At 71.8% G+C, this 22,854-nt stretch carries 20 protein-coding genes; 9 read left to right on the top strand and 11 right to left on the bottom strand.

Annotated features, from left to right (window positions below):
- Positions 1–49: 49 nt before the first annotated feature.
- Positions 50–1,681 carry a penicillin-binding transpeptidase domain-containing protein gene (locus tag ABT070_RS38835; protein ID WP_351767634.1) on the top strand — a complete coding sequence of 544 codons (1,632 nt, stop codon included), beginning with the start codon at positions 50–52 and terminating at the stop codon, positions 1,679–1,681.
- Positions 1,682–1,892: 211 nt separating this feature from the next.
- Positions 1,893–3,572: a penicillin-binding transpeptidase domain-containing protein gene (locus ABT070_RS38830; RefSeq protein ID WP_351767633.1), complete on the top strand. Its 1,680-nt coding sequence runs from the start codon at positions 1,893–1,895 to the stop codon at positions 3,570–3,572.
- Positions 3,573–3,675: 103 nt separating this feature from the next.
- Here ABT070_RS38830 and ABT070_RS38825 read toward each other — a convergent pair whose 3' ends face one another.
- On the bottom strand, positions 3,676–4,032 hold the full coding sequence (locus ABT070_RS38825; protein WP_351767632.1) for an SsgA family sporulation/cell division regulator: 357 nt from the start codon (positions 4,030–4,032) through the stop codon (positions 3,676–3,678).
- Positions 4,033–4,252: 220 nt separating this feature from the next.
- Between ABT070_RS38825 and ABT070_RS38820 the strand changes: the two genes are divergently transcribed.
- The 6 genes from ABT070_RS38820 to ABT070_RS38795 all read left to right on the top strand — a co-directional run bounded on the left by ABT070_RS38820 (position 4,253) and on the right by ABT070_RS38795 (position 9,322).
- Complete coding sequence (locus tag ABT070_RS38820) at positions 4,253–5,326, top strand: energy-coupling factor ABC transporter permease (protein WP_351767631.1); 1,074 nt, start codon at positions 4,253–4,255, stop codon at positions 5,324–5,326.
- Positions 5,327–5,330: 4 nt separating this feature from the next.
- Entirely contained in the window at positions 5,331–6,092 is a 762-nt protein-coding gene (gene cbiQ, locus ABT070_RS38815) for a cobalt ECF transporter T component CbiQ (RefSeq protein WP_351767630.1), read from the top strand.
- Complete coding sequence (locus tag ABT070_RS38810) at positions 6,080–6,856, top strand: energy-coupling factor ABC transporter ATP-binding protein (RefSeq protein ID WP_451102599.1); 777 nt, start codon at positions 6,080–6,082, stop codon at positions 6,854–6,856. The genes cbiQ and ABT070_RS38810 overlap by 13 nt, the downstream gene beginning before the upstream one ends.
- Complete coding sequence (locus ABT070_RS38805) at positions 6,853–7,320, top strand: MarR family winged helix-turn-helix transcriptional regulator (RefSeq protein WP_351767629.1); 468 nt, start codon at positions 6,853–6,855, stop codon at positions 7,318–7,320. The genes ABT070_RS38810 and ABT070_RS38805 overlap by 4 nt, the downstream gene beginning before the upstream one ends.
- Before the next feature lie 281 nt (positions 7,321–7,601).
- Entirely contained in the window at positions 7,602–8,066 is a 465-nt protein-coding gene (locus tag ABT070_RS38800) for an organic hydroperoxide resistance protein (protein WP_351767628.1), read from the top strand.
- A gap of 77 nt (positions 8,067–8,143) precedes the next feature.
- Positions 8,144–9,322 carry a serine hydrolase domain-containing protein gene (locus ABT070_RS38795; RefSeq protein WP_351767627.1) on the top strand — a complete coding sequence of 393 codons (1,179 nt, stop codon included), beginning with the start codon at positions 8,144–8,146 and terminating at the stop codon, positions 9,320–9,322.
- Between the two features lie 23 nt (positions 9,323–9,345).
- Here the strand turns inward: ABT070_RS38795 and ABT070_RS38790 are convergent, their stop codons facing one another.
- The 6 genes from ABT070_RS38790 to ABT070_RS38765 all read right to left on the bottom strand — a co-directional run bounded on the left by ABT070_RS38790 (position 9,346) and on the right by ABT070_RS38765 (position 15,349).
- Positions 9,346–9,618 carry a DUF1876 domain-containing protein gene (locus ABT070_RS38790; protein ID WP_351767667.1) on the bottom strand — a complete coding sequence of 91 codons (273 nt, stop codon included), beginning with the start codon at positions 9,616–9,618 and terminating at the stop codon, positions 9,346–9,348.
- Positions 9,619–9,692: 74 nt separating this feature from the next.
- Positions 9,693–10,547 carry an arylamine N-acetyltransferase family protein gene (locus ABT070_RS38785; protein WP_351767626.1) on the bottom strand — a complete coding sequence of 285 codons (855 nt, stop codon included), beginning with the start codon at positions 10,545–10,547 and terminating at the stop codon, positions 9,693–9,695.
- Between the two features lie 121 nt (positions 10,548–10,668).
- Positions 10,669–11,514 carry an EamA family transporter gene (locus ABT070_RS38780; RefSeq protein WP_351767625.1) on the bottom strand — a complete coding sequence of 282 codons (846 nt, stop codon included), beginning with the start codon at positions 11,512–11,514 and terminating at the stop codon, positions 10,669–10,671.
- Positions 11,511–12,002 carry a YbaK/EbsC family protein gene (locus tag ABT070_RS38775; protein WP_351767624.1) on the bottom strand — a complete coding sequence of 164 codons (492 nt, stop codon included), beginning with the start codon at positions 12,000–12,002 and terminating at the stop codon, positions 11,511–11,513. Before ABT070_RS38775 ends, ABT070_RS38780 begins: the two co-directional genes overlap by 4 nt.
- A gap of 353 nt (positions 12,003–12,355) precedes the next feature.
- Positions 12,356–14,620: an MMPL family transporter gene (locus tag ABT070_RS38770; RefSeq protein ID WP_351767623.1), complete on the bottom strand. Its 2,265-nt coding sequence runs from the start codon at positions 14,618–14,620 to the stop codon at positions 12,356–12,358.
- Between the two features lie 123 nt (positions 14,621–14,743).
- Complete coding sequence (locus tag ABT070_RS38765; RefSeq protein ID WP_351767622.1) at positions 14,744–15,349, bottom strand: TetR/AcrR family transcriptional regulator; 606 nt, start codon at positions 15,347–15,349, stop codon at positions 14,744–14,746.
- 182 nt (positions 15,350–15,531) lie between these two features.
- On the opposite strand from ABT070_RS38765, the gene ABT070_RS38760 reads away from it, so the two are divergent.
- Positions 15,532–18,996, top strand: coding sequence for a S41 family peptidase (locus ABT070_RS38760; protein WP_351767621.1), 3,465 nt, complete (start codon positions 15,532–15,534; stop codon positions 18,994–18,996).
- A gap of 122 nt (positions 18,997–19,118) precedes the next feature.
- Here ABT070_RS38760 and ABT070_RS38755 read toward each other — a convergent pair whose 3' ends face one another.
- The 4 genes from ABT070_RS38755 to ABT070_RS38740 form a co-directional block, all read right to left on the bottom strand.
- Positions 19,119–19,409, bottom strand: a complete 291-nt coding sequence (locus ABT070_RS38755; RefSeq protein ID WP_351767620.1) for a hypothetical protein — start codon at positions 19,407–19,409, stop codon at positions 19,119–19,121.
- Positions 19,410–19,502: 93 nt separating this feature from the next.
- Entirely contained in the window at positions 19,503–20,387 is an 885-nt protein-coding gene (locus ABT070_RS38750; RefSeq protein WP_351767619.1) for an SDR family oxidoreductase, read from the bottom strand.
- Positions 20,384–21,250 (bottom strand): alpha/beta fold hydrolase, encoded by an 867-nt coding sequence (locus tag ABT070_RS38745; RefSeq protein ID WP_351767666.1) that lies wholly within the window; start codon positions 21,248–21,250, stop codon positions 20,384–20,386. The genes ABT070_RS38750 and ABT070_RS38745 overlap by 4 nt, the downstream gene beginning before the upstream one ends.
- Positions 21,251–21,321: 71 nt before the next feature.
- Positions 21,322–22,830 carry a flavin-containing monooxygenase gene (locus ABT070_RS38740; protein WP_351767618.1) on the bottom strand — a complete coding sequence of 503 codons (1,509 nt, stop codon included), beginning with the start codon at positions 22,828–22,830 and terminating at the stop codon, positions 21,322–21,324.
- Positions 22,831–22,854 lie beyond the last annotated feature (24 nt).

Below are 22,854 nucleotides of genomic sequence, written 5' to 3'. Positions count from 1 at the left end.
TTCAGAAAGCCTCGCGGGGACAGTGACGGGGACGACGGGGAGGGCGAACATGCGCAAGGGGGCCAAGGCAGCCGTAGTCGGCTCGGTCTTCGCGGTGATGGTGGGCGGGGCCGGTTACGGGGCCTTCAACATCGTGAACGCGCTGAGCGGGGGCGGCGGCGACGGGTCGGGGGGCAGTGAGCCGGCGGTCGTGAAGACCGGGCCGCCCAGCGGGTCCGAGGTGAAGGACACGAGCGCCAAGTTCTTCGCGGCCTGGGAGAAGGGGCAGGCCGTGGCGGCCGCCGGTCTCACCAACAACGCGGCGAAGGCCGAGCCCCTGCTGACCTCCTACGGCCAGTCGGCGCACATCACCGAAGTGAAGATCACACCGGGTGCCGCGGTGGGCGACAGCGTGCCCTTCTCGGTCAGGGCGACGGTGTCGTACGGAGGGAAGTCCAAGCCGCTCGGCTACAAGAGCGAGCTGACCATCGTACGGGGCGTCACCACCGGCAAGGCGCTGGTGGACTGGGCGCCGTCGGTGGTCCACCCCGAGCTGAAGTCCATGGACGACACCCTGGTCACGGGCTCGTCGGCGGCGCCGTCGATCGAGGCCGTGGACCGTGACGGCAAGGTGCTCACCAAGGAGAAGTACCCCTCCCTGGGGCCGATCCTGGACCAGCTGCGCGCCAAGTACGGGAGCAAGGCGGGCGGGACGGCGGGCGTCGAGCTGGCGATCAGACACGCCACCCAGGACACCGCCGACACCCCGCTGCTGACCCTCGCCGAGGGCAAGGCGGGCAAGGTGCCCACCACCCTCAGCGCGGACGTGCAGGCGGCCGCGGAGAAGGCGGTGCAGAAGTACAACCAGTCGTCGGTGGTGGCCGTGAAACCGAGCACCGGTGAGGTGCTGGCGGTCGCCAACAACCGCACCGACGGCTGGAACGCCGCGTTCCTGGGGGAGGTCGCCCCAGGCTCCACCATGAAGATCGTCAGCGCGGCCACCCTCATCGACAACGGCCTCACCACCGCGAACGGGCCCGCGCCCTGTCCGCCCTCGGCCGTCTCCGAGAGCCAGACCTTCCAGAACATCACCGGCATGAAGCCGAACGAGAAGGCGACCCTCGCCGAGAGCTTCGCCCGCTCCTGCAACACGGCGTTCGTGAAGTTCGCGGACGAGGTGAAGGTCGACTCGCTGACGAACGAGGCCCGGGACCGCTTCGGGATCGGCCTCGACTGGCAGACCGGCATCCCGTCCTTCGACGGCTCCGTCCCGGCCGCCGGCGGCCCGGACACCGCGGCCGGGCTGATCGGCCAGGGCCAGGTCCAGATGAACCCGCTCAACATGGCGTCGGTCACGGCGACCGCGATGACGGGCGCCTTCCGGCAGCCGGTGATCGTGCCGCTCAGTCTCGACGGCCGTGAACCGGCACACGCGCGTGGCCTGTCGTCGAGCACCGTGCAGCAACTGCGCTCCATGATGAACCGCACCGCGACCAGCGGCACCGCGGCCGAGGTGATGGCCGGACTGAGCGGCCGGATCGGCGCGAAGACCGGCTCCGCCGAGGTCGACGGGCAGAACAAGTCGGACAGCTGGTTCACGGGGTACCGGGGTGATGTCGCGGCCGCCGCGATGACCCAGGACGGCGGTCACGGCGTCGACGCGTCCGGCCCTATCGTCGTGGACGTACTGCGGGCGGGCTGAACCGGCGGGACGGAGACGACGGAGACGACGGCACGGTGGCTCACGTCACGGTGACCGACGGCACGGTGGCTCACGTCACGGTGGCTGACGTCACACGTGACGTCACCCTCACAGGACGGGACTCTAGGGTGGTAGCCGTCGTTGGGGTCAGTGAGGGCAACGAGGGCAGCGGGGCTGGGGGGAAGCCCCTGGGGATCCGGAGGATCTGGCAGTGGGCAAGAGAAGGCGCGTCGAAGAGCGGAGCAAGAAGCGGCGGCCCGCCGTCGCCGGCGGCATGATCGCCGTCGTGGTCGGCGGGGCGGGCATCGCCGGCTACGCGCTGTACGGCGGCGGAGCGGCGGCCGACGAGGGGTCCGCCGCGGCGGCCAACGGCAAGCAGGTGCCGCGGGTCAGGGCCGACGCGCCGTCGGCGGCCGAGGCGAAGACCACGGCCACACGGTTCCTGACGGCCTGGCAGCAGGGCAAGGTGTCCGGGGCGGCCGCCGCCACGGACGACTCCGCGGCCGCCACCGCCCTCCTGACCGGCTACACCAAGGACGCGCACGTCACGGGCGTCAAACTCACCGCCGGCAAGGCCACCGGCGCCAAGGTCCCGTTCTCCGTGAAGGGCACGGTGAAGTACAAGAGCGTCAGCAAGCCGCTCACGTACAGCAGCACGCTCACCGTCGTCCGCAACCCGAAGAACGGCAAGGCGCAGGTCGACTGGCACGCGTCCGTCGTCCACCCGGACCTCCAGGACGGCGACACGCTCGTCACCGGCGAGTCCGGCACCCCGCCGGTCAAGGCCGTCGACAGCGCGGGCGGCGAGCTCACCGCCGCCGAGTACCCCTCCCTGGAGCCGGTCCTGGACGGGCTGCGGGAGAAGTACGGCAAGAAGGCGGGCGGCAAGGCGGGCGTCGAGCTCCAGGTCGTCCGCGGCAAGGCGTCGAAGGCGAAGAAGGCCTCCGACAAGACGCTGCTGGAACTCAGCAAGGGCACTCCGGGCACCGTGAAGACCACGCTGAGCCCCACCCTCCAGGCGGCCGCCGAGCAGCAGGTGGCGAAGACCGCGCGCTCGTCGGTCGTCGTGATGCGCCCTTCCACGGGCGAGATCCTCGCGGTGGCCAACGCGAGCCACGGCTTCAACACCGCGTTCAACGGCTCGCTCGCGCCCGGCTCCACGATGAAGGTCATCACCTCGTCGCTGCTCATCGAGAAGGACCTGGCGTCGGCGGACAAGGCGCACCCCTGCCCGAAGACGTTCACCTACGGCGGCTGGAAGTTCCACAACGACGACGACTTCCAGATCACCGGCGGCACCTTCAAGGCGAGTTTCGCGCGCTCCTGCAACACCGCCTTCATCAGCCAGGCGCCCGAGCTGGACAACGACAGCCTGACCAAGCAGGCTCAGCAGGTCTTCGGTCTGTCGATGAACGACTGGGCGATCGGCGTCCCGTCCTTCGACGGCTCGGTGCCGGTGCAGTCGGCGGCCCAGATGGCGGCGTCGCTGATCGGTCAGGGCGGGGTGCGGATGAACCCGCTGAACATGGCGTCGGTCGCCTCCACCGTGAAGGCGGGCGCCTTCCACCAGCCGTATCTGGTCGCCCCGTCCGTGGACGACCGCACGCTGGCGACGGCCTCGCGCACGATGTCGTCGTCCACGGTGTCGCAGCTGCGGGAGCTGATGAACTACACCGCCGCGGCCGGCACGGCCGCCGAGGCGATGTCCGGTCTGGGCCCCGACTACGGCGCCAAGACGGGCTCGGCCGAGGTCGACAACCAGGACAAGCCCAACGGCTGGTTCACCGCCTACCGGGGCGACCTGGCGGCCGCGGGCGTCGTACAGGCGGGCGGGCACGGCGGCGACACGGCCGGACCGATCGTGGCGTCACTGCTGGGCATGGGCGGCTGACACCCCGGCCGGAAGACCCGCCGGAACACCCGCCGGAACGCCCGCCGGAACGCCCGCCGGACGATCCCCGGCCGGAACGCCCGCCGGAACGATCGATCCCCGGCTAGTGCGTGACGGGCTGCTGCGCCGTCGCCATATAGGTGCGGCGCAGGAATCTCAGCAGCGTCTTCGACTCGAACTGGACGACCGAGACGCCGTGCGGCGAGTGGAACTCGACAACGGTCTGGACGCGCCCGCACGGCCATACCCGTACCTCACCGGTACCGGTCGGGGCGCGCAGCCCCTGTTCGAGCAGGGCGCGGGAGAACGTCCACTCGCGCCGGTCGGGCAGTCCGATACGAACCGCTCGGGGGTCCTCGGGGTCGTACCGCAGGACTACGGGTACGGCCCTGCGTTCTTCCTCGGCCTGGTCGGCGTCGGTGACGATGCGGGCTCGCGCGTACTGTTCGACTACGGACATCGGCCGACCCTCTCACGCAGCGTGACCTGTGCGGAAGCTGTGCGTCCGCTCCCCTTCCAATGTCGCATATTTTGCGGATTGCGCTCCTCCGCGCAGGCGTATCTCACATGTGCGATACACGGGGTCCGGTACCCGCCACCGGCACGGACCCGCCGCGGGCCCGAAGAGACAACCTTCTCGCTCTTGCGAACCGTTCGCATTAAGCCACTATCATCGTCGGGTGCACGTACCCGACGGATTCATCAACGCCCCGACCTCCGCCGTGACCGCGGTCGTCGCAGCCGGCGCCATCGCCGTGAGCCTGCGCGGCGCGCGCCGCGAGCTCGACGACCGCACCGCGCCGCTGGCCGGCCTGGTGGCGGCGTTCATCTTCGCCGTGCAGATGCTGAACTTCCCCGTCGCGGCGGGGACCAGCGGCCATCTGCTCGGCGGCGCGCTCGCCGCGATACTCGTGGGCCCCTACACAGGGGTCCTGTGCGTGTCCGTGGTCCTGCTGATGCAGGGCATCCTCTTCGCCGACGGCGGCCTGACCGCGCTCGGCGTGAACATCACCGACATGGCGATCGTGACGACCGTCGTGTCGTACGCCGTCTTCCGCGGCCTGGTGAAGGTGCTGCCGCGCGGCCGCCGGTCCATCACGGCCGCGTCCTTCGTCGCCGCCGTGCTGTCCGTGCCCGCCGCCGCCGTGGCCTTCACGCTCATCTACTGGATCGGCGGCACCACCGATGTGTCGATCGGCAAGGTGGCGACCGCGATGATCGGCGTGCATGTGCTGATCGGCGTCGGCGAGGCCGTGATCACCGCGCTGACCGTGGGCGCCGTCGTCGCCGTACGGCCGGATCTCGTCCACGGCGCGCGCGATCTGCGGCAGAAGCTCCAGCTGCGGGTGCACGGCGAACTCGTCGACGCGCCGGCGGCCGAGGAGGCACCGGCCGGGGCACGCACGGCGCCCGTGGCGGCGCGCACCTCGCGGCGCACGCTGTGGGTGACGGGTCTGGTCACCTCCCTCGTCCTGGCCGGCTTCGTCAGCTTCTACGCCTCCGCGAACCCCGACGGCCTGGAGAAGGTCGCCGCCGACAAGGGCATCGACGCGAAGGCCGAGAAGCACGCGTCCTCCGACTCCCCGCTCGCCGACTACGGCGTCGAGGACGTGACGAACGCCCGGCTGTCCGGCGGGCTCGCGGGGGTGATCGGCGTCGGCACGACCGTCGTCGCGGGCAGCGCGGTGTTCTGGGCGGTCCGCAGGCGCCGGACGGGTGACGACGTGTCACCGACGGCCGTAGAGAACGCCTGACGTCATGGGCGCAGGACACGCGCACCGGCTCTACCGGCACGGGCACTCGCCCGTGCACGGCCTGCCGCCGCACACCAAGCTCGCCGCCGTCCTCGCCTTCGTGGTGGTCGTCGTGTCGACCCCGCGCGAGGCGATGTGGGCGTTCGGCCTGTACGCCGTCCTGCTGGCCTTCGTCGCGCACCACGCGCGCGTGCCCGCCGGTTTCCTGCTCAAACGGCTGCTGATCGAGGTGCCGTTCGTCGCGTTCGCGGTGCTGATGCCGTTCGTGGCGGAGGGCGAGCGGGTCGACGTCCTCGGCCTGTCGCTCAGCGTCAACGGCCTGTGGGGCGCCTGGAACGTCCTCGCGAAGGGCACCCTGGGCGTCGCCGCCTCCGTCCTGCTGGCGTCCACCACGGAGCTGCGGGAACTGCTGCTCGGCCTCCAGCGGCTGCGGCTGCCCCCGCTGCTCGTGCAGATCGCGTCCTTCATGATCCGCTACGGCGACGTCATCACGGACGAGATGCGGCGCATGCGGATCGCCCGGGAGTCGCGCGGGTTCGAGGCGCGGGGCGTACGGCACTGGGGGGTGCTCGCGAAGTCGGCGGGCGCGCTGTTCATCCGTTCCTACGAGCGCGGCGAGCGCGTGCATCTGGCCATGATCAGCCGGGGGTACGCCGGTTCGATGCCGGTGATCGACGAGGTGACCGCCTCACGGACGCAGTGGTCGTACGCGCTGACCCTCCCGTTCGCCGCCCTCCTGGTCTGCGTGTTGGGATGGTCCCTGTGACTGACGCCGTGACGCCCTCGCCCTCCCTGGAAGTGGCCGGCCTGGCCTTCGCCTACCCCGACGGCCACCAGGCCCTGTTCGGCGTGGACTTCTCCGTCGCGCGCGGCGAGCGGGTCGCGCTGCTCGGCCCCAACGGCGCCGGCAAGACGACCCTCGTGCTGCATCTCAACGGCATCCTGACCGGCGGCGCGGGCACCGTCACGGTGGCCGGGCTGCCGGTCGGCAAGCAGCACATGGCGGAGATCCGCCGCAAGGTCGGCATCGTCTTCCAGGACCCGGACGACCAGTTGTTCATGCCGACGGTCCGCGAGGACGTGGCGTTCGGACCGGCGGCGGCCGGGCTGAAGGGGGCCGCCCTGGAGGCGCGGGTCGACCACGCGCTCGAGCAGGTCGGCATGGCGGAGTTCAAGAACCGTCCGCCGCACCACCTGTCCTTCGGCCAGCGGCGCCGGGTGGCCGTCGCCACGGTGCTCGCGATGGAGCCGGAGATCCTCGTCCTGGACGAGCCGTCCTCCAACCTCGACCCCGCCTCACGCCGTGAACTGGCGGACATCCTGCGTTCGTTGGACGTCACCGTGCTCATGGTCACGCACGACCTGCCGTACGCCCTGGAGTTGTGCCCGCGCGCCCTCATCCTCAGTGAGGGCGTGATCGCGGCGGACGGCCGGACCGGCGAACTGCTCGCCGACGACGCCCTCATGCGCGCCCATCGCCTGGAGTTGCCCTTCGGGTTCGACCCGCGCTCCGCAACAATGGGCGCGTGACGAACAAGGCACCCACCGCCGACGGCACGCTGCTCCTCGACGAGCAGCTGTGCTTCGCGCTGTACGCGGCCCAGCGCGCGGTCACAGCCGCCTACCGGCCGCTCCTGGACGAACTGGGGCTCACCTACCCCCAGTACCTCGTGCTGCTGGTCCTGTGGGAGCGCGGTGAGACGACCGTCAAGGAGCTGGCCGCGGCCCTGCGCCTCGACTACGGCACGATGTCACCGCTGCTGAAACGGCTGGAGGCGGCGGGGCTCGTACGCCGGGAGCGCTCGGCGCGGGACGAGCGCTCGGTCCTCGTCGCGTGCACCGGGCGCGGCGAGGAACTGAAGGGGCGCGCGGAGCGCGTACCCGGCACCCTGCTCGCGACGACGGGGCTCGGTACGGCCGAGGTCACGCGGTTGCGCGAGGAACTCCGGGGGCTCGCGGAACGGGCGCAGGGCGCGGCGGACCGCACCCGCTGAGCCCCACGGCCGCCCGTGACGCCCCCGGCCGCCCCACAGCGCCCACAGCGCCCGCAACACCCACAGCGCTCGCCATGACCTCACGGCTGCCTCGTCGCAGCCCGGCCTGAGCACGGCCGCAGCCTGGCCTGAGCCCCGCCTGAGCCCCGCCGCCGTTCCGGCGCTGAAGTTACCCCCGGTTACCACCCCCCTGGTAAACGAGCGCCTACCTACCGGCCGGTACCTTGTGCACGATGTAATTGGGCAAAGCAATTGGGCAAGTTCCCGGGGGAGGTCCCGCCGTGACCGAAGGCAGCGCCGTCGACAGCGTCAACACCGTCGACACCCGTCCGACGAAGATCACATACGTCGCCGAGGCGACCGCCCACGGCGGCCGCGACGGGTACGTGACCAGCCAGGACGGCCAGATCGAGCTGAAGGTGGCGATGCCGCCGGAGCTGGGCGGCGACGGCAACGGCACCAACCCGGAGCAGCTCTTCGCGGCCGGCTACAGCTCCTGCTTCCACAACGCGCTGATCCTCGTCGGCAACCGCGCGGGCTTCGACCTCACCGGGTCCACCGTGGCGGCCAAGGTCGGGATCGGGCCCAACAAGACCAAGGGCTACGGGCTCGCCGTCGCGCTCAGTGTCTCGCTCCCCGTCCTCGACCCGGAACTCGCCGGGAAGCTGGTGGACGCGGCGCACCAGGTCTGTCCCTACTCGAACGCCACCCGCGGCAACATCGACGTAACGATCATTCTCGGCTAGCGACACGAAGGAATCGCAGGCTCGACGGGGGTGTTCCCCCAGGAGTTGAAGGCGATCTTCGAGAGGGCGTGACGGGCGTGAACGTGAGCGGTGCGGTGGCCGAGGGCTTCGAGCCGGTCCGGGAGGCGTTCGTCCGCAACTTCGAGACCCTCGGGGACCGGGGCGCGGCGGTGGCCGTCTACCGGGACGGGCACAAGGTCGTCGACCTGTGGGGCGGCGCACGGGACGTCGACGGCGCGGCCGACGGGGCGCCCTGGGAGCAGGGCACCGCGCAGATCGTGCGGTCGGCCACCAAGGGCGTCGCCGCCACCGCGCTCCTGCTGCTGCACCAGCGCGGGGAACTGGACCTGGACGCGCCCGTGGGAGCGTACTGGCCGGAGTACAAGGCGGCGGGCAAGGAGCGGACGCTCGTCCGGCACCTGCTCGCGCACCGCGCGGGCGTGCCCGTGCTGGACCGGCCGCTGACCCCGGCCGAGGCCGCCGATCCCGACCTCGGCGCGGCCGCCGTGGCGGCGCAGGCACCGGCCTGGGAGCCCGGGACGGACCACGGGTACCACGCGCAGACGTACAGCTGGCTGGCCGGTGAGCTGGTGCGGCGGATCACCGGAAGGACCATCGGCGAGTGGATCGCCGACGAGATCACCGGGCCCGTGGGGGCCGACCTGTGGCTCGGACTGCCGCCGACGCAGAGCGCGCGCGTGGGGCGCGTGGGGCAGGTGGACGCGCCCGCGCAGAGCGGGACACTGCGGACCCGGCCCAAGCCTGCCGTCGCCGCCGCCTACGCCGATCCCGCCTCGCTCACCCGCCGCGCCTTCGCCGCGATCACCCCGCTCCCCGACGAGAACGACCCCGCGTACCGGGCCGCGGCACTCCCCGCCTCCAACGGCATCGCCACCGCCGACGGCCTGGCCCGCTTCTATGCGTCGCTGATCGGCGAGGTGGCGGGCGGGGTGCGGCTGCTGCGGCCGGAGACGATGGAACTGGCCCGCGGCGAGCAGTCCGCGGGCCCGGACCGGGTGCTCGTCGTGAACACCCGGTTCGGCCTCGGCCCCATGCTGCACGGAGCCGCGTCCCCGCTGCTGTCCCCGGCCTCCTTCGGCCACCCGGGCCGCGGTGGCGCGCTCGGCCTCGCCGACCCCGAGTCGGGGATCGCCTTCGGCTACGTCACCAACGGCTTCCGGACGAGCGTGACGGCGGACCCGCGCGCGCAGGCGCTGCTGCGCGCGCTGCGGACGGCCCTGGCCGCCGGGCGCTGACGCCGACACGCGCTCACGCGCGCTCACACGTTGATCGAGTGCGACCTGCGGCCCGAGTCGTCGTCGATCTCCACATGGGCCTTGGTCAGCAACTGCATGGCGATCTCGTTGAGGGCGCGGGCACCGGCGATCTCCTCGCCGACCCGTGGCTGGTCGATGTCCACGTTGTGCCGGGTGGCGTGCCCCTGGGTCCTGATCTCGGTCCCGTCGGGCAGGCGTACCAGCGCGACCGCGCGCGTGTGCCGACCGTCCTCCTCGAACTCCAGCTCGACATGCCATCCGACAGTGGTGTGCATAGTGGTCATGAGGTCACCTCCGGAAGTCCTCCTTCCAGAGTGCTCCTGAGAGCGGACGGACGCACCCAGTCGGCTCAGGGCAGCAGCCGCGTCCCGTCCGGCACGGCGACGCCGAACTCCTCGTCGAGGACCCGACGCGCCTCCGTCTCGCCGGTGAGCTCGCGCCGCTCGACGGTGCCGTCGGCGCCGGTCCCGGTGAGCAGCGGGCCGTCGAGGAGGAGGTGGCGGCCGGGCGTGCTGCGCTGGACGTAGACGCGGCTGCTGAACGGCGAGCGGGGGTTGGTGGCGATGTGCCAGTTGATCACTTCGAAGTCTGGCCGCTCGAACGGTTCGAGAGTGAAGACGTACTGCGCCTGCCAGGCACCCCCGTCGGACGCCCCGTTCGTCTCGTGCGCCTGGAGCACCCAGAGGTCCAGCGGGCCGTGGTGCGGGGCGTGGACGAGGCGATGGCGGCGGCCCGCGTCGTGGAACTCGGTGTCCGCGGTGAGCGGGACGGCTTCGAGGAGGGCTCCCCGGGCGCCGAAACCGACGTCGGCGAGGTACGGCAGCGGGGCGCCGGGAACCGCGACGAGGAGCGCCATATGGGTGCGGGGGCGGTCCTCGAACCGCCGCGCGCCCACGACGACCCGGGCCGTCAGCAGGGTCACCCCGAAGCCCAGCGCCTCCAGGACGGCCGCGAACAGCATGTTGTGCTCGTAGCAGTAGCCGCCGCGCCGGCCGCCCCGGACCAGCTTGGCGATCAGGTCCGCGGGAGCCAACGAGGGGACCGTGCCGCGCAGCGGGTCCAGGTTCTCGAAGGGGATGGCACGGCTGTGGGCCAGGTGCACACCCCGCAGGGTCGCCGCGTCGGCACGGCGTTCCCCCTCCCAGCCGATCCGCCGCAGATACGCGTCGAGCTCGTCGGGGCCGAACGCTGTCGTCTCGGGCATGACCTCACCCTAACCAGCCGGGCACTGGACGAGCCGAGGAGACGGAGGAGCGGAGGAACAGAGGAACGGAGGGGAGGGACCAGCGGAGGAGAGGGACGAGCGGAAGGAAGGGCGGAGCGGTTCAGCCGGTGTGCAGCATCAGGCCGATACCGACGACGAGGAGTCCGGCGGCGACGAGCCGGGGCGCGCCGAACCGTTCCTTGAAGAACAGCGCGCCGATGGCCGCCCCGACGATGATCGACGATTCCCGCAGCGCGGCGATCGGCGCCAGTTCGGCGCGGGTCTGCGCCCACAGGACGAGCGCGTACGCGAGGACGGACAGCGCGGAGCCGAGGAGGCCCAGGGCCGCGTAGGGGCGGAGCACGGCGACGGTCCGCCCGCGCCAGCGGTGGACGGCGTACGCCGGGATGACGGCGCCCTGCACGGCCATCAGCCAGGCGATGTACCCCAGGGAGGACCCGGAGGCGCGCACGCCGAGCCCGTCGACGACGGTGTACGCGGCGATGGTCAGCCCGGTCGCCAGCGCGGCGCCGATCGCCGCCCAGTTCGGCCGCCGGCCGCGCAGCCCCCACAGGGCGACGCCGGTCAGCCCCGCGCAGGACAGCGCGACACCGGCGGCCGCCCAGCCGTCCGGCACCTCGTGCGCGAAGACGGCGGCGAGGACGGTGACGACGAGCGGCGCGGAGCCGCGCGCGATGGGGTAGGCCTGCCCGAAGTCGCCGAGCCGGAACGACCGCATCAGCAGCACGTAGTAGACGATGTGGATCAGCGCGGAGGACAGCAGGTACGGCCACGCGCGGGCCGCCGGGAAGGCGGTGAACGGCACCATCGCGAGCCCGATGAGCATGCCGCCGCCGGCGATCAGCGTGAACCCGACGAGTTTGTCGGTGATCCGGTGGGCGATGGCGTTCCAGCTGGCGTGGGTGATCGCGGCGAACAGGACGGCCGCGGTGACCAGCGGGGTCACGCGGTGTGCTCGCGCACGTCCACGAGGGTGGCGTCGGCGTGTGCGACGAGGTCCCGGGGCGCCATGGGGAAGACGACGTGCGGGTTCCCGGCGGCGGCCCACACGATGTCGTGCGCGAGCAGGTTCCGGTCGGCCAGCACCCGGGTCCGCGTCCGGTGCCCGAAGGGCGGCACGCCCCCGATCGCGTACCCGGTGGTCTCCCGTACGACGTCGGCGGCGGCCCGGGTCACCTTCTGCGCGCCGAGTTCCCGGCGCACCAGTTCCACGTCGACGCGCGAGGCGCCGTCCATCAGCACCAGCACCGGCACCCCGTCCGCCGCGAAGATCAGCGACTTGCAGATCTGGCTCAGCTCGCACCCGATCGCGGCGGCGGCCTCGGCGGCGGTCCGGGTCGCCTCGGGGAAGCGGCGGACCCGGGTGTGCAGCTGGTCGAGGCCCAGGTCCTGCAGCGCCTCGGCGAATCGGGGATGCGCGGCTGTCGTCGTCATGCACGGCACGCTAGCGGTCGGTGTACGGGCCACGCGAGCGGGTTGTCCCGCCTCGCGCCGCCGGCCCCGCGCGGAGCCGACGCGACGTCCCGCGCGGAGCCGACGCGACGTCCCGCGCGGAGCCGACGCAACGACGTCCCGCGCGGGCGCGCGCGAGACGCCGGGGAGGATCACGACGGCGACCCGCGCGGACGATGGCCTCGACCGACCCCGGCCGACCCCGGCCGACCCTGGCCGACGGTGGCCGACGCGACCGACCGCGACCGACCGTGGCCGACCGTGAAAAAAGAAGCCGGTGAGGGCGCCCCGTCCCCACGGAGCCCTCACCGGCGGTCTTCAGGTGGACCGGTACGTCAGGCGCGTACCAGTTCCCGGTCCTCGTCGCCGTCCCGGGACGAGGCGGCGTCGGCCTGGGTCTTCAGGCCCTCGCCCTCGACGTCCACGTTGGGCAGGGCGCGGTCCAGCCACTTCGGCAGCCACCAGGCCTTCTTGCCGAGCAGGGCCAGCACCGCCGGCACGATCGCCATGCGCACGATGAACGCGTCGAAGAAGACGGCGATCGCGAGGCCGAAGCCGATCATCTTGATCATCGACTCGGTGGAACTGATGAAGCCGCCGAAGACGGCCATCATGATGATCGCGGCCGCGGCCACCACCTTGGCGCTGTGCCGGAAGCCGGTGACGATGGCCTGGCTCGGGCTCTCGCCGTGGACGTACGCCTCCCGCATCCGGGTCACGAGGAACACCTCGTAGTCCATCGCGAGGCCGAAGACCACGCCGACCATGAAGATCGGCATCATCGACATGATCGGGCCGGTCTCCTCGACGCCGATCAGGCCGCCGAGCCAGCCCCACTGGAAGACCGCGACCACGGCGCCGAGCGCGGCGAGCACGCTGAGCAGGAAGCCGAGGGCCGCCTTCAGCGGGACCAGGATGGAGCGGAAGACCACGATCAGCAGCAGGAAGGCCAGACCGACGACCAGGCCCAGGTACGGGATCAGCGCGTCGTTGAGCTTCTGCGAGAAGTCGATGTTCATCGCGGTGGTGCCGGTGACCAGCACCTGCGCACCCGTGTCGGCCCTGACGTCGACGCCCTGGTCACGAATGGCGTGCACCAGGTCCTCGGTCTGGGTGGAGGACGGCTTGGAATCCGGGATCACGGTGATCGTGGCGGTGTCGCCGGCCTTGTTGAACATGGCCGGGGTGACCGTCGCGACGTCCTGGAGGTCCTTGATCCCGTCGGTCACCGTGGTGGCCGCCGCCTTGGGGTCGTCGCTGTTCTTGGCGTCGACCACGATCATCAGCGGACCGTTGAAACCGGGGCCGAAGCCCTCCGACAGCAGGTCGTACGCCCGGCGCTGCGTCGTGGACGTCGGCTGCGAGCCGTCGTCGGGCAGGCCCAGCTCCAGCTGGGTGGCGGGGACGGCGATCGCGCCCAGACCGACCACGCCGAGCAGCAGCACGGCGGCCGGACGGCGGATGACGAAGCTCGCCCAGCGGACGCCCAGGCCGGGCTTGCCCTGCTTGCCCTTCCCGCCGATGGTGTCGCCGGTCTTCGCGGCGGTCTTCGCGCCGGCCCTGTCGCCGGCCGACCTGCGCTTCTCGCCCGTGGCCTTGACCTTCTTGCCGGCGTATCCGAGCAGCGCCGGGATCATGGTCAGCGCGATGAGGACGGCCACCACGACCGTGCCGGCCGCCGCGAGGCCCATCTTGGTCAGCATCGGCACGTTGACGACCGCGAGGCCCGCCAGGGCGATCACGACCGTGAGGCCGGCGAAGACCACCGCCGAGCCGGCGGTGCCGGTGGCGCGGCCGACCGCCTCCTCGCGGTCGCGGCCCTCGGCCAGTTCGCTCCGGTAGCGGGAGACGATGAACAGCGCGTAGTCGATGCCGACCGCGAGGCCGATCATCAGCGCGAGGGTGGAGGTGGTGTCGCCGAGGTCGAGCGCCTTGGCGAGGGCGGTGATCGTGGAGACGCCGATGCCGACGCCGATGATCGCCGTCAGCAGCGGCAGTCCGGCCGCGACCAGTGAGCCCAGGGTGATGACGAGGACGACGGCGGCGATCGCGAGACCGATGACCTCGCCGATCGCACCGGGCTCGGCCCCCGCCTGGAGGGCGTCACCTCCGACGTCCACGGTCAGTCCGGTCGCCCGGGCCTCGTCGCCGGCCGTCTCGAGGGCGTCCCTGGTCGAGTCCTTCAGCTCCATGCCGGGGGCGTCGTACTTCACCGACGTGTAGGCGACCGTGCCGTCCTTGCTCACGGCGTTCGTCGTGAACGGGTCGGTGACGGAGACGACCTCGGAGCCGTCGCCGAGCGCCTTGACGGTCTTCTCGACGGTCGCCTTGTTGGCGGCGTCCGTCATCTTCTGGCCCTCGGGCGCCTTGAAGACGATGCGTCCGGTCCCGCCGTCGGCGCTGGCTCCGGGGAAACGCTGTTCCAGCAGGTCGAAGGCCTTTTGGGCCTCGACGCCCGGGATGGAGAAGGAGGTCGTGCCGGCGGCGGGCGCGGAGGCGGCGCCGACGCCGGCGAGGGTCAGCAGGGCCACCCATATGAGGGCGACGAAGTGGCGGCGCCGAAAGGCGAACCGGCCGAGTTTGTAAAGGAACGTGGCCACGGAGGCGTACTCCCGGTCAGGTCGTGTGTGTGCAGGGCAGGGTTGACCAACCCGGCGGGGAGGCAGGGGTGATCGGCCCGACGACGTGAGCGGTGACGTCAGGTGGGCGGACCGCGGGGACGGTCAGGTGGTGGTGGAGACGCCGAGGGCAGGGAGGACGACGGCGTCGATGTACGCGAGGAGGAAGGCCTGGGTCGGCGGTTGTTCGTCGAGCATGGTGCGGGCGGCGAACGCGCCGATCATCATGTGCGGCACGAAGTCGATCGCGGGGTTGTCCGCACGGATCTCACCCCGGTCGATCGACCGCTGGAGCACATTGCGGAACTCCGCCATCTCCGGCTCGACGAGGTGCTCCTTGAACGCCTTCAGGAGGTCCGGGCTGCCATGGATCGCCATGGCCAGACCTCGCATCAGCGCGGAGTTCTGCTCCATCTCGCAGTCGTCCGAACGCATGGTGAGGGCGTGCAAATCGCCTCTGAGCGATCCGGTGTCGACACCGCCGGCGGCGGCGCCCGGCTTGTCGTGCCGCACGGCCTTCGCCACCAGCTCGGCCTTGCCGCCCCACTGGCGGTAGAGCGTCGCCTTGCTGGATCGGGTGCGGGTGGCGACGGCGTCCATGGTGAGGGCGTCGTAACCGACCTCGCGGAGCAGGTCGAGCACGGCCCGGTACAGCTCGGCCTCGCGCTCGGGCGTGATGCGACTGCGACGCGCCGTTGCGATCTCAGTCATGCCACTCACCTTCCGGCTCCGTCGTAGCCAACTCGTCTCGTACACCATGAAGATACCCTGAGGATCAACGAAACGAAACCGTTTCGTACGTGTGCTGGCTCACGCCTGTGAAGAGCGCATAAGGCGGGCGCGCGGCGAGCCCACAAGTTGCCCGGCCCCATTCGCCGGAAAAGCATGGGGAGGTGAGCTATCTGCGTCTGCCCCACCTCAGTGGTGACCTGCTGTGCTTCGTGGCCGAGGACGACCTCTGGCTGGCCCCGCTGGCCGACCCCGGCCGCGCCTGGCGGCTCACCGTCGACCGCACCAAGGCCGGACACCCCCGGTTCTCCCCCGACGGGAGCATGATCGCGTACACGAGCTGGCGCAGCCTCGTCCCGGAGATCCATCTGGTGCCCGTGGACGGCGGACCGGGACGACGGCTGACGTACTGGGGCAGCTCCGACACCCAGGTCTGCGGCTGGACGCCCCCCGACCAGGACGGGAACACCGACATCCTCGCCGTCGCCTCCCACGGCGAGCCCTTCTCCTACTTCACCTGGGCCTACAAGGTCCCCACCGACGGCGCCCCCGGCCGCAAGCTCCCCTGGGGCCCGGTCTCCGACCTCCAGAGCGCCGACATCGACGGCGAGCGCAGGACCCTCCTGCTCACCGGCACCCCACCGCACGAACCCGCCGCCTGGAAACGCTACCGGGGCGGAGCGACGGGCCGCCTGTGGCTGCACGGGCAGCGGCTCCTGGCCGACCTCGACGGACATCTGCACTCCCCCCTCTTCGTCGGCGGACGCATCGCCTTCCTCTCCGACCACGAGGGCGTCGGCAACCTCTACTCCTGCACCCACGACGGCTCCGACCTGCGCCGGCACACCGACCACGACGCCTTCTACGCCCGGCACGCCGCCGGCGACGGCACCCGGGTGGTGTACCAGTGCGCCGGGGATCTGTGGATCGTCGACGACCTCGCCGCCGGCTCCGAACCGCGCCGGATCGACGTACGGCTCGGCGGACCGCGCGCGGGACGGCGGCCCTACCAGATCCCGGCCGCCCAGCACGTGGACGGCATCTCCGTGGACGAGACGGGACGGGCGAGCGCCGTCGTCGTACGCGGCAGCCTGTACTGGCTGACCCACCGGGACGGCCCCGCCCGGACGATCACCGACACCCCCGGGGTACGGGTGCGGCTGCCGGAGATGCTCGGCTCGGGCGGCCAGGTCGCCTATGTGACGGACGCCGAGGGCGAGGACGCCGTCGAGATCGCCCATCTCCCCCGGGCCACCGGCGACCGCGCACCCCGGAGGCTGGCCTCCGGACGGCTCGGGCGGGTGCTGGAGATGGTGTCCGACCCCGACGGCGAGCGGCTCGCCGTCGCCGCGCACGACGGACGCCTGCTCCTCATCACCGTGTCCGACGACATCACCCTGGCCGACGACATCACCGGGCTCGACGGCATCACCCGGCCCGACAGCGTCACCGGGCTCGACGGCATCACCCAGCCCGACGGCATCACCGGGCCCGACGACGCGGGCGCCGGGAATCCGGCCGACGCGGACCCGGAGGGCGCGAGCCCGGCCGGTACGGACCGGTCCGGTGCGGACAGGGCCGGTGCGAGCCCGGTCGGTGCGAGCCCCGACGGTGCGGTCACCGAGCTGATCTCGTCGGTCAACGGACCCGTGCGGGACCTGGCCTTCTCCCCCGACGGAAGCTGGCTGACCTGGTCGCATCCGGGGATCGGCCGGTCGCTGCGGCAGATCAAGATGGCCCGCATCAAGGACCGGCTCATCGTCGACGTCACCAACGGCCGGTTCGAGGACGAGAACCCCGTCTTCACCCGGGACGGCCGCTATCTCGCCTTCCTCTCCTGGCGCGGCTTCGACCCGGTGTACGACGTGCACACCGGCGACCTGTCCTTCCCGCTGGGCTGCCGCCCCTACCTGGTGCCGCTGTCGTCGGCGACCCCCTCCCCCTTCGCCCTGACCCCGGAGGGCCGGCCCGCCGCCGGAGGCCTGGACCCGGTGGAGGACGACGAGGGCGGCGACGGAACCGTGACCGTCGAGATCGAGGGCCTGGAGAGCCGCGTCACCCCCTTCCCGGTGCCGGCGTCCAAGTACTCGGCGCTCTGTCCGGTGGCGGGCGGCGGGCTGGTGTGGCTGCGCTGGCCGATCTCGGGGGCGCTGGGCGAGACCTTCGCCAACCCCGACGACACCAGCGGGCGGCCGACCCTCGAGTACTTCAACATCAGCAAGGCGAAGAAGTCCGAACTCGTCGACCACCTCGACTGGTTCGCGCTCAGCGGCGACGGCTCCCGGCTGGTCGTGGTCGACGAGGGCGACCTGCGGGCGGTGCCGTCGACCGAGTCGGGCGACCTGGACTCCACCGTCTGGATCGACCTGCGGCGCATCCTGCACGAGGTGGACCCGGGCGCCGAGTGGCGGCAGTCGTACGAGGAGGCCGGGCGGCTGATCCGCGCCTACTTCTGGGACCCGGGGATGTGCGGCATCGACTGGGACGCGATCCTCGACCAGTACCGGCCACTGGTCGAACGGGTCACCTCACCCGACGAGTTCGCGGATCTGCTGCGCGAGGTGCTGGGCGAACTCGGCACGTCCCACGCGTACGTCACCGCCGCCCGCCGCAACGAGGGCCCGCCGCACTACCAGCGCCTCCAGGGTCTGCTCGGCGCCAACTTCGTACGCCGGGACGCCGGTTGGACCGTCCGGCGGATCCTGCCCGGCGACTCCTCCGACTCCAAGGCCCGTTCACCGCTGGCCGGCACCGGGATCCGGGACGGGGCGGTCCTCACGCACGTGGACGGACGGCGGGTAGACCCGGTCACCGGCCCGTACCCGCTCCTCGCCGGCGCGGGCGGCACCACCGTGGAACTCACCTTCACCCCGGCCCAGGGCGAGGCGGGCCGCCCGCGCCGGGTGGCCGTGGTCCCGCTCACCGACGAACGCCCGCTGCGCTACCAGGACTGGGTGGCCAAACGGCGGTCCGTGGTCCACGAGTTGAGCGGTGGCCGGTGCGGCTATCTGCACATCCCCGACATGGGCGGCTCGGGCTGGGCCCAGTTCAACCGCGACCTGCGGATGGAGGTGTCCAGGCCCGCGCTGCTCGTGGACGTGCGCGGCAACGCGGGCGGGCACATCAGCGAGCTGGTGGTGGAGAAACTGACGCGCACGATCCTGGGCTGGGACCTCACCCGCGACGCCCAGCCGGTGTCGTACGCCTCGAACGCGCCGAGGGGCCCCGTGGTGGCCCTGGCCGACGAGGCGACGTCCTCCGACGGCGACATGATCACGGCCGCCTTCAAGCTGCTGAAGCTGGGCCCGGTGGTCGGCCAGCGCACCTGGGGCGGTGTGGTCGGCATGACCGGCCGCCACCAGCTCGGCGACGGCACCGTCATCACCGTCCCGATGAACGCGGCCTGGTTCGACGCGTACGGCTGGTCCGTGGAGAACACCGGCGTCACCCCCGACCTGGAGGTGCTGCGCACGCCGCTCGACTGGGCCGAGGGCCGCCACGCCCAACTCGACGACGCCGTACGGCTGGCGCTGGACCTCCTCACCACCCGCCCCCCGGCGGCCCCGCCGACCTACGACGACGTCCCCGACCGCTCCCGCCCCAAGTTGCCTCCCCGGCGCGGGCTTTAGCGGCCGTCGCCGGAGCTGGTCTCAACGGTCGTCACGGTCGTCGCGACGACGGCCTCCGCAACGAGGCAGGGCGCCCTCCCGGAAAGGAGGGCGCCCCACGTCATCGCACGGACCGCGTTCGGCTAGAAGTCCTGGCCGATACGGTCGTCGTCGTCGCGTCGCATACGCTCCGTGTCCTGGCCCGGACGCTGCCCCTGACGCTCACCGGGACGCTGGCCCGAACGCTCACCGGGACGCTCACCGGGACGCTCACCGGACCGCTCGCCCGGACGCTCACCGGGACGCTCGCCCGGGTGCTGCTTGCCGCGCTGCTGCGCCTGCTCCTTGGCCTGCCCGACCTTCTGCCCGACCTTCTGCTTGGCCTGCTGCTTGAACTGCTCGGACTGGTCCTGGAACTTGTCCTTCATACCCATGTGGGTTCACTCCTGTGGGGAGATGAGGGGGGTTGGGGCCCCTTGGTGGGGCCTCGACCAGATTCACACGGGCACTCACGGCGCGCATGTCGATCAACTACGCTGCGTAGCCCTCGCCTGTTCGTCGGCGGAACCGCCCGCGCCCACCAGCCCCGTCCGCATCCCGTGCAGCCGGGGCGCGAACCGCTTCATCTCGCGCTGGCCCACCGTCCCGATGAGCGCGGGCAGATAGCCGCGCACACCCTGCATCCCGCGCAGCCACCACTGCCCGTACACGTGCGACGAGCGTCGTTCGATCCCGGCCACGATCCGGTCGACGGCCGGCCCCAGCGGATACGTCTTGTTCGACGGCCACGGCAGCCGCTGCCTCAACTCCCGCATCACCTCGTCCTGATCGGCGCCCCGCACCATGTCGGTGTCGGTCCAGGACAGGTAGCCGACGCCGACCCGGACACCCTGGTGGCCGACCTCGGCGCGCAGACTGTGCGCGTACGCCTCCACACCCGACTTGGAGGCGCAGTAGGCGGTCATCATCGGCGCCGGGGTGATCGCCGCGAGCGAGGCGATCTGGAGCAGGTAGCCGCGGCTCTCCCGCAGCAGCGGCAGGAAGGCGCGGGCCGTGACCGCCGAGCCGATCAGGTTCACCTCGATGACCCGGCGCCAGGCCTCCGGGTCGGAGTCGGCGAACGGACCGCCGTTGGCGACACCGGCGTTGGCGACCACGATGTCCACCTTGCCGAAACGCTCCTTCACCTCCGCCGCGACCCGGGTCATCGCCTCGTGGTCGGTGACGTCGGCGTACCAGTGGTCACTGTCGCTGTGCAGCCGCTCGGAGACCTGCTTGAGCGCGTCCGGCTCCAGTCCGACGAGCGCGACCTTCGCACCGCGCGCCGAGAGCTTGCGGGCGAGCAGCTCCCCGACGCCCCGCGCGGCCCCGGTCACGACGGCGACCTGTCCTTCGAGACTGACCCTGCTCATGCGCCCTCCTTCAACTGTGCGTACGTGGTGACGAGTTCCCGGATCCGGCCGGTGACCAGGTCGGGCGCCTCGACCGGCGTCATGTGGCCGAGGCCGGGCAGTTCGGTGAGGCCGACGCAGCTCGGGAGCGCGGCGGCGATCCGGCGGGCGTGCACCGGCGGCGTGAGCCGGTCACCGCTGCCGACGATCACCGCCGTGGGCACGCGCAACTCCCGTACGCCGTGGTCGAGATCGAGCAGGTTCAGCACGTGCGACCAGGTGTGCCGCACCTTGCGCGGGCAGGCGTGCACGATGCGGGCGCACGCGTCCACCATGTGCGGTGCGGATCCGGCGCCCATCGTGGCGTACCTGAGGATCCGCTTCGCGACCGGCGTGACCGGCCCGAGGGGCGCCCTCGAGCCGAGGATGTGCCGGGTCAGCCAGGTCCGCAACGGGCCGGGCCGCAGGGGCAGGACGGTGGACTCGGCGACCAGTCCCGAGGCGCCGGTGGAGCACAGCAGGACGGCCGCCGCGTGCTCCTGGAACGTGTCTCTCGCGGCCGCCGCCAGCACCGTCATGCCGCCCATGGAGTGCCCGGCGATCACCGCCTTCTCACCGGGCGCGAGCGTCGCGGCGAGGACCGCTTCCAGGTCGTCGGCGAGGGTGTCCGTGCTGCACGCCGGGCTCGGCAGGGTGCGTCCGTGGCCGCGCTGGTCGTAGGCGATGACCCGGTGGTCGGCGGCGAGGTCCCGGATCTGGGCCGCCCAGAACGCGGTCGAGCAGGTCCAGCCGTGGGCGAGGACGACGGCGGGCGCGGTCTCGGGACCGTGGACCTCGACATGCAGGCGCGTGCCGTCGGCGGAGACGGCGGTGAGCTCACGCAACGCAGATGACTTGCCGACGGGCCCGGCGGACGACTTGCCCGCGGGCTCGGCGGAGGACTTGCCGGATGTGGTCACGCCGTCACCTCGTCCGGCTCCTCGACGGCCTTCTTCACGGCGGGTGCGCGCAGGACCTCGTACTCCGCGAGGTCCACGCGTCGGGTGGCGCGCCGGAACTCGGCCGTGGTGCCCGGCCAGACGGTGGTGTTGCGGCCGTTGGCGTCCAGGTACCAGCTGGTGCAGCCGCCCGTGTTCCACACCGTCCGCTTCATCCGGTCCTGCACCCGGCGGTTCCACGCGTGCACGGCGCTCGGCCGGGCGTCCAGGGCCGCGCGGCCCCCGAGGACGTCCAGCTGGCGCAGATAGTCGGCCATGTAGTTCAGCTGGGACTCGATCATCAGGATCATCGAGGAGTTCCCGAGCCCGGTGTTGGGGCCGATGATCGTCATCCAGTTGGGGAAGCCGGCGGCGGAGGCGCCGCGCAGCGCCTCCATGCCGTCCTTCCAGCTCTCCGCGAGCGTCCGCCCGTCGGCGCCCACCACCCGGTCGGCGATCGGCATGTCGGTGACGTGGAAGCCGGTGCCGAAGACGATCGCGTCGACCTCCGCCTCGCTGCCGTCGGCGGCGACCAGCGTGGACCCGCGGACCTCGCTCAGCCCGCTCGCGACGACGTCCACGTTGGGCTGCGCGAGGGCCGGATAGTAGGTGCTGGAGAGCAGGATCCGCTTGCAGCCGATGCGGTAGTCCGGGGTGAGCCTGGCGCGCAGGGCCGGGTCCTTGATGGCGCGGGCCATGTTCTGCTTGGCGAGCTGCTCGACCAGACCGAGCTGGTTCGGGTGCTTGGTGAACGCCTGGACCTGCAGTTCCCGGATGCCCCACAGCAGCCCGCGGCGCATCCTGGCGGTGACGGGCAGGGCCCGGTGCAGTCCGCGCTCCGCGCCGCTGATCGCCCGGTCCACGCGGGGCATCACCCAGGGCGGGGTGCGCTGGAAGAGCGTCAGCCTGGAGACGTCGGGCTGGACGGCGGGCACGATCTGGATGGCCGAGGCGCCGGTGCCGACCATGGCGACGCGCTTCCCGGTGAGGTCGGCGTCGTGGTCCCAGCGGGCCGAGTGGAAGACCTTGCCGGGGAAGGTTTCGAGGCCGGGGATCTCCGGGATCTTCGGGTCGGACAGCGGTCCGGTGGCCGACACGACGACCTCGGCGAAGTACCGCCCGCCGCTGGTCTCGATGTCCCAGCGCAGCTCCTGCGCGTCCCACGTCATCCGCAGCACCTCGGAGTCCAGCCGCAGATGCGGACGGAGCCCGAAGACGTCCGTGACGTGCTCCAGATAGGCCCGGATGTGCTCCTGCCCGGAGAAGGTGCGCGGCCAGTCCGGGTTGGGCGCGAAGGAGAAGGAGTACAGGTGGGAGGGCACGTCACAGGCGCACCCCGGGTAGCTGTTGTCCCGCCAGGTCCCGCCGACGCTGCTCGCCCGCTCCAGGACGACGAAGTCGGTGATCCCCTCGCGGCGCAGCCGCACGGCCGCCCCCAGCCCACCGAAACCGGACCCGATCACCGCCACCCGTACGTGTTCGGTCATCCCGACACCTCCTAGCCGTGCGTA

Source organism: Streptomyces sp. NPDC002884, from assembly GCF_040295245.1.
Lineage (GTDB): Bacteria > Actinomycetota > Actinomycetes > Streptomycetales > Streptomycetaceae > Streptomyces.
This window is presented reverse-complemented; position numbering and strand designations above follow the sequence as displayed.

Bases quoted from the DNA above. Each gene is read 5' to 3' on its own strand.
- ABT070_RS38740 (WP_351767618.1), bottom strand. From the start codon at position 22,830: ATGACCGAACACGTACGGGTGGCGGTGATCGGGTCCGGTTTCGGTGGG.
- ABT070_RS38750 (WP_351767619.1), bottom strand. From the start codon at position 20,387: ATGAGCAGGGTCAGTCTCGAAGGACAGGTCGCCGTCGTGACCGGGGCC.
- ABT070_RS38765 (WP_351767622.1), bottom strand. From the start codon at position 15,349: ATGACTGAGATCGCAACGGCGCGTCGCAGTCGCATCACGCCCGAGCGC.
- ABT070_RS38825 (WP_351767632.1), bottom strand. From the start codon at position 4,032: ATGTCCGTAGTCGAACAGTACGCGCGAGCCCGCATCGTCACCGACGCC.
- ABT070_RS38785 (WP_351767626.1), bottom strand. From the start codon at position 10,547: ATGCCCGAGACGACAGCGTTCGGCCCCGACGAGCTCGACGCGTATCTG.
- ABT070_RS38810 (WP_451102599.1), top strand. From the start codon at position 6,080: ATGGTCCCTGTGACTGACGCCGTGACGCCCTCGCCCTCCCTGGAAGTG.
- ABT070_RS38835 (WP_351767634.1), top strand. From the start codon at position 50: ATGCGCAAGGGGGCCAAGGCAGCCGTAGTCGGCTCGGTCTTCGCGGTG.
- ABT070_RS38790 (WP_351767667.1), bottom strand. From the start codon at position 9,618: ATGCACACCACTGTCGGATGGCATGTCGAGCTGGAGTTCGAGGAGGAC.
- cbiQ (WP_351767630.1), top strand. From the start codon at position 5,331: ATGGGCGCAGGACACGCGCACCGGCTCTACCGGCACGGGCACTCGCCC.
- ABT070_RS38755 (WP_351767620.1), bottom strand. From the start codon at position 19,409: ATGGGTATGAAGGACAAGTTCCAGGACCAGTCCGAGCAGTTCAAGCAG.
- ABT070_RS38775 (WP_351767624.1), bottom strand. From the start codon at position 12,002: ATGACGACGACAGCCGCGCATCCCCGATTCGCCGAGGCGCTGCAGGAC.